Origin of the sequence: Oxalicibacterium faecigallinarum, from assembly GCF_014635705.1 — a bacterium.
Taxonomy (GTDB): domain Bacteria; phylum Pseudomonadota; class Gammaproteobacteria; order Burkholderiales; family Burkholderiaceae_D; genus Oxalicibacterium; species Oxalicibacterium faecigallinarum.
The window spans coordinates 128922-141436 of the sequence record NZ_BMDI01000003.1 but is presented as its reverse complement, the minus strand read 5'-3'; the positions used below and the strand labels follow the sequence as shown (position 1 = coordinate 141436).

General features: G+C 54.5%; 15 protein-coding genes. 4 read left to right on the top strand and 11 right to left on the bottom strand.

Annotation, left to right across the window (positions count from 1 at the left end):
- Nucleotides 1-83: 83 nt before the first annotated feature.
- From IEV29_RS14160 to tyrS, 4 genes are all read right to left on the bottom strand, one after another.
- A complete protein-coding gene (locus IEV29_RS14160) occupies nucleotides 84-731 on the bottom strand; it encodes a histidine phosphatase family protein (RefSeq protein WP_188381975.1) in 648 nt (215 codons plus the stop codon).
- Nucleotides 728-1387, bottom strand: a complete 660-nt coding sequence (locus IEV29_RS14155; RefSeq protein WP_188381974.1) for a YbhB/YbcL family Raf kinase inhibitor-like protein — start codon at nucleotides 1385-1387, stop codon at nucleotides 728-730. Before IEV29_RS14155 ends, IEV29_RS14160 begins: the two co-directional genes overlap by 4 nt.
- A 62-nt stretch (nucleotides 1388-1449) precedes the next feature.
- Complete coding sequence (gene dtd / locus IEV29_RS14150) at nucleotides 1450-1911, bottom strand: D-aminoacyl-tRNA deacylase (protein WP_188381973.1); 462 nt, start codon at nucleotides 1909-1911, stop codon at nucleotides 1450-1452.
- Between the two features lie 31 nt (nucleotides 1912-1942).
- Nucleotides 1943-3187, bottom strand: a complete 1245-nt coding sequence (gene tyrS, locus IEV29_RS14145; protein ID WP_188381972.1) for a tyrosine--tRNA ligase — start codon at nucleotides 3185-3187, stop codon at nucleotides 1943-1945.
- A 155-nt stretch (nucleotides 3188-3342) separates the two neighbouring features.
- Here tyrS and IEV29_RS14140 point away from each other — a divergent pair, with 155 nt between their 5' ends.
- Together IEV29_RS14140 and IEV29_RS14135 are read left to right on the top strand one after the other, a co-directional pair.
- Nucleotides 3343-4707 carry a M23 family metallopeptidase gene (locus IEV29_RS14140; RefSeq protein ID WP_188381971.1) on the top strand — a complete coding sequence of 455 codons (1365 nt, stop codon included), beginning with the start codon at nucleotides 3343-3345 and terminating at the stop codon, nucleotides 4705-4707.
- Nucleotides 4708-4805: 98 nt separating this feature from the next.
- Entirely contained in the window at nucleotides 4806-5948 is a 1143-nt protein-coding gene (locus tag IEV29_RS14135) for an anhydro-N-acetylmuramic acid kinase (protein ID WP_188381970.1), read from the top strand.
- Between the two features lie 65 nt (nucleotides 5949-6013).
- On the opposite strand, the gene erpA is transcribed toward IEV29_RS14135, so the two are convergent.
- The 6 genes from erpA to rplM form a co-directional block, all read right to left on the bottom strand.
- Complete coding sequence (gene erpA / locus IEV29_RS14130; RefSeq protein ID WP_188381969.1) at nucleotides 6014-6364, bottom strand: iron-sulfur cluster insertion protein ErpA; 351 nt, start codon at nucleotides 6362-6364, stop codon at nucleotides 6014-6016.
- Nucleotides 6365-6415: 51 nt separating this feature from the next.
- Nucleotides 6416-6820 (bottom strand): bactofilin family protein, encoded by a 405-nt coding sequence (locus IEV29_RS14125; RefSeq protein ID WP_188381968.1) that lies wholly within the window; start codon nucleotides 6818-6820, stop codon nucleotides 6416-6418.
- Between the two features lie 9 nt (nucleotides 6821-6829).
- Complete coding sequence (locus IEV29_RS14120) at nucleotides 6830-7585, bottom strand: DUF6776 family protein (protein WP_188381967.1); 756 nt, start codon at nucleotides 7583-7585, stop codon at nucleotides 6830-6832.
- 12 nt (nucleotides 7586-7597) lie between these two features.
- The gene (argC, locus tag IEV29_RS14115) at nucleotides 7598-8647 is read right to left on the bottom strand and encodes an N-acetyl-gamma-glutamyl-phosphate reductase (protein WP_188381966.1); all 1050 of its coding nucleotides are present in this window, start codon (nucleotides 8645-8647) and stop codon (nucleotides 7598-7600) included.
- Between the two features lie 153 nt (nucleotides 8648-8800).
- On the bottom strand, nucleotides 8801-9193 hold the full coding sequence (gene rpsI, locus IEV29_RS14110; RefSeq protein WP_188381965.1) for a 30S ribosomal protein S9: 393 nt from the start codon (nucleotides 9191-9193) through the stop codon (nucleotides 8801-8803).
- A gap of 9 nt (nucleotides 9194-9202) precedes the next feature.
- A complete protein-coding gene (gene rplM, locus IEV29_RS14105) occupies nucleotides 9203-9631 on the bottom strand; it encodes a 50S ribosomal protein L13 (protein WP_188381964.1) in 429 nt (142 codons plus the stop codon).
- A 290-nt stretch (nucleotides 9632-9921) separates the two neighbouring features.
- Here rplM and IEV29_RS14100 point away from each other — a divergent pair, with 290 nt between their 5' ends.
- A complete protein-coding gene (locus IEV29_RS14100) occupies nucleotides 9922-10371 on the top strand; it encodes an OsmC family protein (RefSeq protein ID WP_188381963.1) in 450 nt (149 codons plus the stop codon).
- A 62-nt stretch (nucleotides 10372-10433) separates the two neighbouring features.
- Here the strand turns inward: IEV29_RS14100 and coq7 are convergent, their stop codons facing one another.
- Entirely contained in the window at nucleotides 10434-11060 is a 627-nt protein-coding gene (gene coq7, locus IEV29_RS14095) for a 2-polyprenyl-3-methyl-6-methoxy-1,4-benzoquinone monooxygenase (RefSeq protein WP_188381962.1), read from the bottom strand.
- A 191-nt stretch (nucleotides 11061-11251) separates the two neighbouring features.
- Between coq7 and IEV29_RS14090 the strand changes: the two genes are divergently transcribed.
- On the top strand, nucleotides 11252-12376 hold the full coding sequence (locus tag IEV29_RS14090; RefSeq protein ID WP_229726424.1) for a porin: 1125 nt from the start codon (nucleotides 11252-11254) through the stop codon (nucleotides 12374-12376).
- Nucleotides 12377-12515 lie beyond the last annotated feature (139 nt).

Genomic DNA, 12515 nt, shown 5'->3' with positions numbered 1-12515 from the left:
CACAGGAATCCTGGATATCCGGCAGTTGCCGGATCAAGTCTGGCTGATTCCCAGATTACCGTGAGGGAAAGACGGACCGGACCTTAATGCGCCTGATCGATTTCATCCAGCGCGCCCTGCGCCAGATGAGCGATATCCGCCCATTTCAGGATGACCACCTGATCATCTTCCCAGGTGACGTGATTCAGACTGGCGTTGAGCACTTCAAACGAGCGTGGCAGATTCAGCGCCATGCCGGTTGCACGGCGATACACGCAATCAAGCACACCACCATGCGTGACCAGCAACGCGCGCCGATGGCCACTTGCTGCAATACGTGCAACACACTCGAGCGAACGCGCATTGAATTCGGTCAGCGTTTCGCATTCGAACTCGCCCCGCGGATAACGCGCATCGACATCGCGTCGCTGCAACGCTGCGTAATGGTCCGGATAACGTTGCGCCAGTTCCGGATGCAGGAAACCTTCAAAGATGCCGAAGCAGCGCTCACGCAAACCCGCCTCTTTCTGAATCGGCTTGTCGCATGCAGTCGCAATCGCCTGCGCCGTCAGATACGCACGCTGCAGATCGCTCGAATAAATCGCATCAAACGATTCGCACTTCAAGCGCTGCGCAAGCGCACGCGCCTGTCGTTCGCCTTCGGCGTTGAGGGTGATGTCATGGTGGCCTTGCAAGCGCTTTTCGACATTCCAGTCGGTTTCGCCGTGGCGGATCAAAATCAGTTCAGTCACACTTTTCCTGTGGGTGTTGCGGCGACAGCTGGATTGAGCGAATACCAGCCTGTCAGTGAAGCTTCTGCCAGCACATGACCGGAGATGGCGGCCAGCACATCTGGTCCGGTGAAGTTGCCATCCACTGCGACATGCTCGATATCGAGCGCATACACGGTGAAGACATAGCGATGCGCAATCGCATCGTTCCATGGCGGGCACGGGCCATCGTAGCCGAAGTAGTTACCGGACATATCCTTGTCTTGCGCAAACCAGCCGGTGTAATCGTTGATGCCGTGGCGTGCATTGGCAATCGGCGAATCCGAAATGGCCGGGCCGCTTTTGCCACGCGGCGTGATGCCATTCGCAAAACTGCCGGCAGCGATATTGCGCAAGTCCGTCGGCAGATCGATCAAGGTCCAGTGATAGAAATCGACGCGCGGCAAGTCGACCGGCACGGTTTTGCCTTCCTGATTGACATCATCGCCGCGCGACGGCACGTCCGGATCATGCACGATGATGGCAAGCGATCTGGTGGCTGCCGGTACGTCACTCCATGCAAGATGCGGATTACGGTTGGCCGACATCGCCACATGATTGGTCGGATCAGCGACGCAAAACGCAAACTCGCCCGGAATCGCTTCACCATCTTTAAAGGAATCACTCCACAGCTTCATCTCATCCTCGTCTGGTTGGTCTGCCTACAATACCGATCATTTTAACGGCATCACGTTCGTGATCAAGCGCCCGCGCCTGACTGGGGTTTAACCTGCAGCCAGAAAGTCACCGGCCCATCATTGGTCAATGACACCTGCATGTCCGCACCAAACTGCCCTGTTGCCACATCGGCATGTTGCGTACGTGCCTGATCGGCAAGACTGGCAAACAATCCGCGCGCCACATCTGGTGCAGCGGCCGGCGTAAAAGAAGGCCGCGTGCCGGAGCGCGTATCGGCTGCCAGCGTGAACTGCGGCACCAGCAATACACCACCACCGATATCCGCCACACTCAGATTCATCTTCCCCACCGCATCGGGAAACACACGGTAGCTCAGCAACTTCTTGAGCAATGCATCCGCCTCGCGTTCGGTATCGCCACGCTCGGCACAAACCAGCACCATCAGGCCTCTGTTGATCGCGCCAATCGTTGTGCCATCTACAACGACGCTGGCATGCGTCACGCGCTGTAGCAAGGCGATCATGAGGATGACCGAACGCTGCCAACCATCGTCATCAGGACAATGTCACTCGTGCAAACTTGCGCTTGCCGACCTGCACCACCGATGTGCCCGCCTCAACCTTGAGCGCTTTATCGCTGATGACTGCACCATCGATACGCACACCGCCTTGCTCCACCATGCGCAGTGCTTCGGAGGTCGATGCACACAGATTGGCTTGCTTGAGCAATTGGCCAATCCCCAACGGCGCGCCAGACAAGGCGACTTCAGGAATGTCATCCGGAATACCGCCCTTGGAACGATTGACGAAATCTGCCAGCGCATCTTCTGCCGCCTGACGCGAATGAAAGCGCTCGACAATCTCCTGCCCCAGCAGGACCTTGATGTCACGCGGGTTGCGGCCTTCTTCGACTTCCTTGCGGAACTGCGCAATCTCGCCCAGCGAACGGAATGACAGCAGTTCGTAGTAGCGCCACATCATGACGTCGGAAATGCTCATCAACTTGGCAAACATGGTATTGCCCGGCTCCGTGATGCCGATGTAGTTACCCTTGGACTTGGACATCTTCTCGACGCCGTCCAGACCTTCCAGCAATGGCATCGTCAGAATGCATTGCTGCTCCTGACCATAACTCTTTTGCAATTCGCGACCAACCAGCAGATTGAATTTCTGATCGGTGCCGCCGAGCTCCAGATCGGATTTCAACGCGACCGAATCGTAGCCCTGCATCAGCGGATACAGGAACTCATGCAACGAAATCGGCGTGTTGGACTGGAAGCGCTTGGTGAAGTCTTCACGCTCCAGAATACGTGCAACGGTGTACTTGGCCGACAGTTCGATCATGCCGCGTGCACCCAGCGGATCGCACCATTCGGAGTTGTAGCGAATTTCGGTCTTGGCCGGATCCAGTACCAGGCTGGCCTGCTGGAAGTAGGTCTTGGCGTTTTCTTCAATTTGCTCGCGGGTCAGCGGCGGACGCGTGATGTTGCGGCCAGACGGGTCACCGATCATCGAGGTGAAATCACCGATCAGGAAGATGACCTGATGGCCCAGATCTTGCAGCTGACGCATTTTGTTCAAAACGACCGTGTGACCCAGATGCAGATCAGGTGCCGTCGGGTCCAGCCCAAGCTTGATGCGCAGCGGTTTGCCGGTCTGTTCGGCACGCGCCAGTTTCTGGGCAAATTCGGATTCAATTAGCAGTTCGTCAACACCGCGTTTCGTGACCGTCAGGGCCTCTTGGACAGCATCGGACAGAGGCAACACAGAAGCAGCCTGATTTGTAGGTGAAACGTTCATGTCGAAGAAAATTGTAAGAAAGGGATGTAGGAAAAGAAGAAATCGGTACAATGCCCGTTGAATTTTATTTCAGCGCCTTTTAACCTTGCCGTTCGCAAAACCGACAAAAGCAACAATAAAAGCACTTGAACAAGCGGCTGATTTTAACTTATTGCATGTTCACATTAAATAAATTCCTGAGCGCAAGCTCAGCCAGCAAAAATCTTCTTCTCGGTTCTTCGCGTAAAACACGCATCGTTTCCGCTTCTGCATTGCTTCTGGCCCTGTGCGCTTTTGGCGCCGCTGGTGTTGCCCCAATGGCACCGGATGCCGACGATCTGCCCGTGCGCGCGATCTCGCAAGAACTCGAACTTCCGCAACTGGCAGAGCAAATTGCCGCGCTGGAAGAGCAGCAACAAAAATTCATTACCGAGGAGCGCGTACGCTCGGGCGACACGCTGGGTACGTTGCTGCAGCGCCTTGGTATCGATGATGACGCTGCAGCAGCCTTCATCCGCAATGATCCTGTTGCCCGCAACATGATGCAACTGAAGGCAGGCAAACGCGTACAAGCCGAAGTGACGGCGGATGGCGAGCTGGAGCGCCTGACCACACTGGTTTCGCAAGGTCGTGATGAGCCGATCAGCAATCTGGTCATCAAACGCGAAGGCGATGGCTTCAAGTCGGTACAAACTGCAGGCAATCTGGAAAAGCGCATTGAAATGCGCTCGGGCATCATCCGCTCATCCCTGTTTGCTGCGACCGATCAGGCGCAAATTCCTGACAATGTTGCGCTCCAGATCGTTGACATGTTCTCGACCAATATCGATTTCGGCTCCGACCTGCGTCGCGGCGACCGCTTCAACGTCGTATACGAAACCTACTGGCAGAACGGCGAATACATCTCCTCCGGTCGCGTACTGGCGGGCGAATTCATGAACGGCCCTTCGGTCTACCAGTCGGTATGGTTTGAAGAGTCGTCGAAAAGCGGCGGCTATTACAGCTTTGATGGCAAGTCGCTGAAAAAGGCGTTCCTCAAATCGCCACTCGAATTCAGCCGTATTTCTTCCGGCTTTTCGATGCGAAAACATCCGATTTCCGGTCAGTGGAAAGCACACAAGGGCGTGGACTTCGCTGCGGCAACCGGCACACCGATTCGTGCGTCCGGCGATGGCGTGATCGACTTTGTCGGCACCCAGCGTGGTTACGGCAACGTGGTGACGATCAAGCACTGGAACAACTATTCGACGCTATACGCCCACATGAATGGCTTTGCCAAAGGCCTGCGCAAGGGCATGAAAGTCAGTCAGGGACAGTTGATCGGTTACGTCGGCTCGACCGGCTGGGCAACCGGCCCGCATCTGCATTACGAGTTCCGTGTCAACAACGAAGCACGTGATCCGATGTCGATCAATATTCCAAACGCGCAGCCACTGAACGTCGCGCAGATGAAGGAGTTCCGCAAAGTCGCGACCGCCATGCAGCATCGCTTCACGCTGTTGACACCGGAAAGCAGCAATACCCGTATCGCGTCACGTTAAGCAGCAGCATCGTACATGCTGCAATTGAACTGTAGCGAAAGCCGTTTGTCTGGCAAGGAGTGCTTTACAATCCTTGCATCTAGACAAACGGTTTTTTTATGTCCTCTTTCGATTCTGGCAACTCCCTCTACATCGGCCTGATGTCCGGCACCAGCCTGGATGGCGTCGACGGCACTTTGGCTTCTTTTGCCGACAAGACTGGCGCGCTGCAAGAGACGCTCGCGTCTGCCTATATCCCCTTTCCTGATTCCCTGCGCGCCGAATTACTCGCCTTGCAGACCAGCGGACCGGATGAAATTCACCGTGAATCGCTCGCGGCCAATCAGCTTGTCGAGTACTACGCTGCATGCGTGGCGACCTTGCTGCAACAGGCGGGCGTTGATGCCGATCGCATCGAATCAATTGGCGTACACGGACAAACCGTTCGTCATCGCCCCGATCTCGGCTACACACGACAGATCAACAATCCGGCCCTGCTTGCGGAAAAAACCGGCATTGACGTGATTGCGGATTTCCGTAGCCGCGACATTGCCGCAGGCGGCCAGGGCGCGCCACTGGTTCCGGCATTTCATCATGCGTTGTTTGCCAGCCAGGAAGAAGATCGCGTTGTCGTTAACATTGGTGGTATTGCCAATATCAGCATCCTGCCAAGCAAGCTGACCAAGCCGGTCATTGGCTTTGATACCGGCCCAGGCAATGTTTTGCTGGACGCATGGATCAGCCAGCACAATGGACAACCGTACGATGCAGGCGGGGAATGGGCCAAGACCGGTAAAGTGCATCCGGCGCTGCTGGCCGCGTTGCGTGAAGAGGCATTTCTGTCGGCACCACCGCCAAAAAGTACTGGCCGTGACTTGTTCAATCCTGCATGGCTGGCCGACAAACTAACGCAGTTTCCGGATGTGGCCAGCGCAGATGTCCAGGCGACATTGACCGTGTTTAGTGCAACATCGATCGCAGATGCGATCCGTCAGCATGCGCCGGATACGAAAGCGGTGTATGTGTGTGGTGGCGGGGCGCTGAACGCCTATCTGATGACGCTGATTCACTTTTCGCTGAAACTGCATCGCGCGGATATCGTGGTGAGTTCTACTGCAACGCTCGGCGTTGCGCCGAATCAGATTGAAGCCCTTGCGTTTGCCTGGCTGGCACAGCGCTTTGATACCAAAGAACCCGCCAACCTGCCTGCCGTAACGGGCGCAGAAGGTTTGCGCATACTCGGCGCTCTTTATCCAGCGTAATAGAAACGCCGTATAAAAATAAAAAAGCGCAGCCGAAGCTGCGCTTTTCTATTGCAGAAACAGAATTACGCGGAGAACGAAGAACCGCAACCGCACGTGGTCGTGGCGTTCGGATTTTTAATCACGAACTGCGCACCTTCCAGATCATCCTTGTAATCGATTTCTGCGCCAACCAGATACTGGTAGCTCATGGAGTCGATCAACAACTGGACGCCATTCTTGGTCATGGTAGTGTCGTCTTCGTTGGTGATTTCATCAAAGGTGAACCCATACTGGAAGCCCGAGCAACCACCGCCCTGCACGAACACGCGCAGTTTCAGATCCGGGTTACCTTCTTCTTCGATCAGCTCTGCCACTTTAGCTGCAGCGCTATCGCTGAAGTTGATCGGTGCTGGCATATCGGTAATTGCATTCATTTCAGACTCCTGCTGGAAAACGGTACGTCAATTATAGACCTTACGACGATTTCACGTGTTGTTTGCTGCCACAGCGGTTTTGGCCAAGGTAAGCAATGGCGTTTGGGCAACATCGTGCGTCAGTTTGCCGGAAACCACGGCACCGCCATGCATTTCCAGCGCTTTGTAATACACATCACCCGTTATGCGGGCTTTTGGCTGCAATTCAAGCAGTTCCGACGAATAGACGGGGCCAAAAATCTCGCCGTTGACCAACAAGTGCGCCACACGCACCTCGCCTTCCACGCGCGCATGTTCGGAAATGACCAGCATGCTGATTTCATTCTCTTCAGCAATCACATCACCCTTGACGCAGCCATCGATACGCAAACCACCCTTGAAGCGTACATCGCCGGTAACCGTGGTTGCACTGCCGATCAGGCTGTCGATGGTGCTTTTGGATTTCTTGCTGAACATGATGACTCCTTACAAGTTTTCAGACTGTTGCGCGCGCACTGCACCTCGCTCCAGCACCTTGATCAGTACCGACTTGACCACGGTATTGGCAGGCACATCCAGCACACCTTCCACACGCTGATAATGCCGGAATGACAAGCGATAATCGGCTGCCGCCTCGGCCTTGGGGAAAGTGATCATAGCACTTTTGCCGTTCTGGACGACATTGAGAATCAACTGATAATTCCCATTGAAATCCTGTACGGTCTTGCCGCCCTGCATGAGCAGCAGGCGATAACGCAGATGCGCAGGATCTTCCATTTCCGCCTTCATACGGCGAATAGAAATGCCCTGTGCGCCAGCCTCCGTTGGCAAGACACTTTCAAAAAAAGCCAGATCTTCCTTCAGCTTGATGTTCTGCGCTTCCAGCGATTTGATCTGCGCCACCAGTTGGGCCTGCAGCGATTTCTCGATGTTCAGCTGACTTTCTGCCGCATTGACCGTCGCGCGATACTCATCGCGCTCCTTGTTTACCTGCAACAGCTGCGTTTGCACCGAAGAGAACTGCTCCACGCTGGGCCCGCTCCCGAATCCGGTGAAACTGCGTCCCGCCTCGTATGCCCACATGGCAACAGCCGCCCCCAATCCTAGAACGATTGCCAGAAACACGGCTCGCAAGGGCCACGGCAACTGGCTCTTGATCGTCATCTTGGGCGCGGAAACAGACCAACGACGTAACCACAGCTTGCGCTGCAGTGATTTGAAAACCGGCTTAGGTGTGCTCACTGGCGATAACGATCAAGGCAGCACAGGCACGTGCAGCAAGCCGGTTGTCTCGCTTAATCCAAACATCAAATTCATGCATTGCACAGCCTGGCCTGATGCGCCCTTGACCAGATTGTCCTGTACGACCAGCACAATGACGGTATCACCCGCAGTCCCATTTTCCGTAGGACGATGCAGCGCAATGCGCAACATGTTGGAGGCACGCGTCGAACGTGTCTCCGGATGCGAGCCAAATGGCATGACATCAACAAACGGCTCATTGGCATACGCATCTTCAAACAGTTTTTGCAAAGCGGCGTTATCGATCTCCTTGGTCAGGCGCGCATACAAGGTTGAATGCATACCGCGGATCATCGGCGTCAGATGCGGCGTGAAAATCAGACCGACCTTCTCCTTGGTCAACAAGGACAGGCGTTCCAGTGTTTCCGGCGAGTGGCGATGACCAGACACACCATATGCCTTGAAGTTATCACCTGCCTCCGAAAACAAGGTTGCCACTTCCGCCTTGCGCCCCGCGCCAGACACGCCGGATTTGCAGTCGGCAATCAGATGCCCCGCGTCAATCACGCCTGCTTTCAGCAACGGCGCAAAACCAAGCTGCATGGTGGTGGGATAGCAACCCGGATTACCGACAATCTTGGCACTACGAATCGCGTCACGATTCAACTCGACCAAACCGTATGCAGCCTCCTTGAGCAGATCCGGGCAGCCATGCGGCATCTTGTACCACTTCTCGAACGAAGCAATGTCCTGCAAACGAAAATCTGCTGCAAGATCGATCACCTTGACGCCAGCAGCCAGCAATTCTGCTGCCTGGGCCATCGCGACACCGTGTGGCGTTGCAAAGAAGACGACATCACATTCCGTCAGTCTGGCTTTGTCGGGAGAAGAAAAGGCAATATCAACGCGACCGCGCAGTGACGGAAACATTTCCGATACCGGCATACCGTCTTCTTTACGGGAGGTAATCGCGGTGAGCTCCACATCAGAGTGCGTTGCCAGCAAACGCAGCAACTCTACGCCCGTATAACCCGTACCACCGACGATGCCAACTTTAATCATTTCTATTCCTAAGCCAAAAATGTGCCCATTATTTTAACAGGCGGAAGGAAAGTGCTCCCGAGAGCAAACGTGAGGCTGCAATGAAAAAAGCCGTCGGGCGCGAACCCGACGGCTTTTTCGAAACTGCTGAAAATGCCAGCAGTTTGGTGCGACTTAACGCTTGGAGAACTGCTTGGCGCGGCGGGCTTTGCGCAAACCGACCTTTTTACGTTCAACTTCACGTGCATCACGTGTCACGAAGCCGGCTTTCGACAGTTCCGATTTCAGTGCTGCGTCATAGTCGATCAGAGCGCGGGTGATACCGTGGCGAACGGCACCTGCCTGACCCGACTCACCACCACCGTGGACGTTGACCATGATGTCGAATGTTTCAACATTGTTGGTCAGTTCCAGTGGTTGACGGATAACCATCAGGCCGGTTTCGCGCGAGAAGTATTCAGCGGCTGGTTTGCCGTTGACGACGATCTGGCCGGAACCCGATTTGATGAACACGCGAGCAACTGCGCTCTTGCGACGGCCGGTGCCGTAATTGTAATTACCGATCATGGCCGTTCCTTAGATGTCGAGTGCTTTAGGTTGCTGAGCGGCGTGCGGGTGCGAACCTTCTGCATACACTTTCAGCTTCTTGATCATCGCGTAGCCGAGCGGGCCTTTTGGCAGCATGCCTTTGACCGCTTTCTCAAGCGCGCGACCTGGAAAACGCTGTTGCATTTTCAGGAAATTGGTTTCATAGATACCGCCTGGGTAACCGCTGTGGCGATAGTATGTTTTTTCAGTCGCTTTGGTACCGGTCACGCGCAGTTTGCCTGCATTGATCACGACGATGAAATCGCCGGTGTCGACGTGAGGAGTAAATTCTGGCTTGTGCTTGCCGCGCAGTCGGCGTGCCACTTCGCTGGCAACACGTCCGAGGACTTTGTCCGTCGCGTCAATCACGAACCAATCGCGCTGGACTTCATGTCCTTTAGCGGAAAAAGTTTTCATGATGACTTTCCAAATAAATGATTTGCTCAAATATGGCGGTTACGCAATACAGCACGTACACATCCTTGTTATCTCTTCCTGAGCAAACGGAAGAACCGCAAATTATAGTCTTTTCAAGGACTTGGCGTCAAACCTTGCCATGAAAAATCATTATGAGGCGTCGGATGGCGTCTCATCCTGACGACAAAACCACTTTTCAGACAAATGACTGAGCGATCTGCACGCAGGCAATCGCGCAGTTCCGCAAGTACAATGGGATCACTTTTTTCAAACCTGATGAGAATTTGATAATGGAATGTACCGTACGCTGGACCGGCCTAGCCGCCGGCATGACTTTTCTGGCTGAAACCGGCTCCGGCCATGTTGTAGCGATGGATGGCGCACCCGAAGGCGGCGGCCGCAATATGGCGCCGCGCCCGATGGAAGTCGTCTTGCTCGGCACAGGCGGCTGCACTGCTTATGACGTTGTTGTGATTTTGCGCAAAAGTGGGCAGGACGTGCGCGGCTGTGATGTCGCTTTGAAATCGGAACGCGCCGACACGGATCCTAAAGTCTTTACCAAGGTTCACTTTCACTTTACCGTTACCGGCCGCAACCTGAAACCCAATGTTGTCGAACGCGCCATCAAGCTGTCGCATGACAAATATTGCTCGGCTTCCATCATGATGGAAAAAACCGCGGAGATCACCCATTCCTACGAAATCGTGGACGACCTGACGACACAAGCACCGACGATCTGACTTTGGCAAGCGCACAAACAAAAAAGGGAGCACACGCTCCCTTTTTTGTTGCGGCAGCTTCCTTATATATAGTAGGCCGTCGTCGTCATGACTTTGGCCATTGCCCGCATGACCAACTGTGCCGGCGGCGGTACGTCCCTGGCCCCCAGTTCCTTCGCAGCACTGCCATGCTCGGCCTCATCCACACTCATTTGAGACACGATCGCCAGCGACTTCATATCCTCCGCCGGCAGACGGCCCATATGATCATTCAGATGCGCCTCAACCTGCCGCTCGGTTTCCACCACAAACCCGAGGCTGCGCGCATCACCCAGTGTCGCCGCGACGGCGCCCAGCACATACGCCCCGGAATACCAAAGCGGGTTCAGCAAGCTGGGGCGCGAGCCAAGTTCTTTCAATCGCTGCGCCGTCCATGCCAGATGATCTTCTTCCTCGCGCCCCGCATGTTCCAACTGCTTGCGCACATCTTCATTACGCGCAAACCGGGACTGCGCCTGATACAAAGCCTGCGCACAGACCTCACCGACATGATTGACGCGCATCAGACCCGCGCTATGACGGCGCGCAGTGCTATCCATTGACACTTCCTGAATGCCTGCCGCAGGCGTCGGACGTCCCGCCACAGCGACGCCACTCATGACGCGCAACGCGCCATCGATTTGTTGAATCAGCCGATCGGCAAATACCATAAGAACAACCTCGAAGACAAAAAGAGACAAATAACAAGGGCACACCAAGTCTTTTTCAGAATACTAACCGATATCAACCATTATTTTGACGGAGGCATTTAATCTCCTGCCGCCGCGACGTAACCAGATGCAGGCATATGCCCATTGTTTTTATCAAATCAATCATGAAAAAAGTCTTTGTTCTGACCGGATTGACCAGCCTGCTGATGACGCAGGTGTATGCCGCCACGCCAACCATGACGATTTATGGCACGTTCGATAACGAAGCCCCAAAAGGTCAAGCGCCCACACTGGAAATCAATCCATCCAATTCGTCAATCACGCTGTACGGCACAATTGACGCCGGCATCCGCAATGTGACAAACGCCTCTGCTGCAGGCAGCAAGCTCAGCATGAGTTCCAACGGCCAGTATTACAACAACCGCTTTGGCGTGCGCGGTGAAGAAGATATTGGCGGCGGCATGAACGCACACTATCACTTGGAGATGGGCTTCAACTCCGGCACTGGCGAACTAGACAATGCAGAGAACCGTTTCTTCAACCGCATCTCTGCCGTAGGCATTGCAGGACCACTCGGCTCAATCGACTTGGGCCGCCAACCCTCCGTCGCTTGCAAAGTCGTGCATGCTTACGATCCTTTCTCCTATCGCTATGTACAGTTGATCCCATTGGCTGGCGCAGTCTCGGGCAATGCCGATGCAGACAACCCTTTCGGCAAACTGGGCGGCACGCGCTTCAGCAACGCGGCGCAGCACATTGGTAAATTCGGCAATATCACCACCATGGCCGAATACTCTTTTGGCGAAGTCAGTGGCTCGTCCAGAGCAAACAGCGCCAAAGCCGTTGGTTTTGTTTATCGATCTGGCGCCTACGCATTTGGATCTGCTTTTACAAAACAACAACCCAATATCGCCACAGGCGGCGCAGTGGAATATGCGGATCAGGAGCAACTCACCTTCGGCGCATCATGGAAATCAGGCCCTTGGCGCTTTGCAGGTGGCCATATTGGTACCGATTCAGAGTCCACTCGGCTTGGCACCTTGCGCCAGGCGCACAACAACTGGTTTGGCGGCAGCTATGACTTTAATTCGACCGTCAGCATGACTGCCGCGCTCTACAAAACCAAATTAGGCGCCGTCAGCGGCGCAATAGCACGGCGGGATTTTTTAATCATCGGCGCGACCTATGCTCTATCCACTCGCACCAACCTTTACGCAAGCGCAGATCGCGCGAACATTGCGGGCTTTGCTTCACCCATTCCCGGCAAGCAAGCTAGACAAACCGGCATATCCCTAGGTATTAACCACATGTTTTAAAGGTTGCTCAGGCAAAAGTGAATTTAAGTCTCCAAGAAGACTTGATGGATTTACCAAGAAAATGTCTTAACAAATCAACACAATTCAATACAAATGCCCTCAGAAAACAAAGAGGCACTCCCAATCGCACCAAATTAGT

What these genes read in the sequence shown, in the direction of transcription:
- IEV29_RS14155 (WP_188381974.1), bottom strand. Translation starts at nt 1,387, where the DNA reads ATGAAGCTGTGGAGTGATTCCTTTAAAGATGGTGAAGCGATTCCGGGC.
- dtd (WP_188381973.1), bottom strand. Translation starts at nt 1,911, where the DNA reads ATGATCGCCTTGCTACAGCGCGTGACGCATGCCAGCGTCGTTGTAGAT.
- tyrS (WP_188381972.1), bottom strand. Translation starts at nt 3,187, where the DNA reads ATGAACGTTTCACCTACAAATCAGGCTGCTTCTGTGTTGCCTCTGTCC.
- IEV29_RS14140 (WP_188381971.1), top strand. Translation starts at nt 3,343, where the DNA reads ATGTTCACATTAAATAAATTCCTGAGCGCAAGCTCAGCCAGCAAAAAT.
- IEV29_RS14135 (WP_188381970.1), top strand. Translation starts at nt 4,806, where the DNA reads ATGTCCTCTTTCGATTCTGGCAACTCCCTCTACATCGGCCTGATGTCC.
- erpA (WP_188381969.1), bottom strand. Translation starts at nt 6,364, where the DNA reads ATGAATGCAATTACCGATATGCCAGCACCGATCAACTTCAGCGATAGC.
- IEV29_RS14125 (WP_188381968.1), bottom strand. Translation starts at nt 6,820, where the DNA reads ATGTTCAGCAAGAAATCCAAAAGCACCATCGACAGCCTGATCGGCAGT.
- argC (WP_188381966.1), bottom strand. Translation starts at nt 8,647, where the DNA reads ATGATTAAAGTTGGCATCGTCGGTGGTACGGGTTATACGGGCGTAGAG.
- rpsI (WP_188381965.1), bottom strand. Translation starts at nt 9,193, where the DNA reads ATGATCGGTAATTACAATTACGGCACCGGCCGTCGCAAGAGCGCAGTT.
- rplM (WP_188381964.1), bottom strand. Translation starts at nt 9,631, where the DNA reads ATGAAAACTTTTTCCGCTAAAGGACATGAAGTCCAGCGCGATTGGTTC.
- IEV29_RS14100 (WP_188381963.1), top strand. Translation starts at nt 9,922, where the DNA reads ATGGAATGTACCGTACGCTGGACCGGCCTAGCCGCCGGCATGACTTTT.
- coq7 (WP_188381962.1), bottom strand. Translation starts at nt 11,060, where the DNA reads ATGGTATTTGCCGATCGGCTGATTCAACAAATCGATGGCGCGTTGCGC.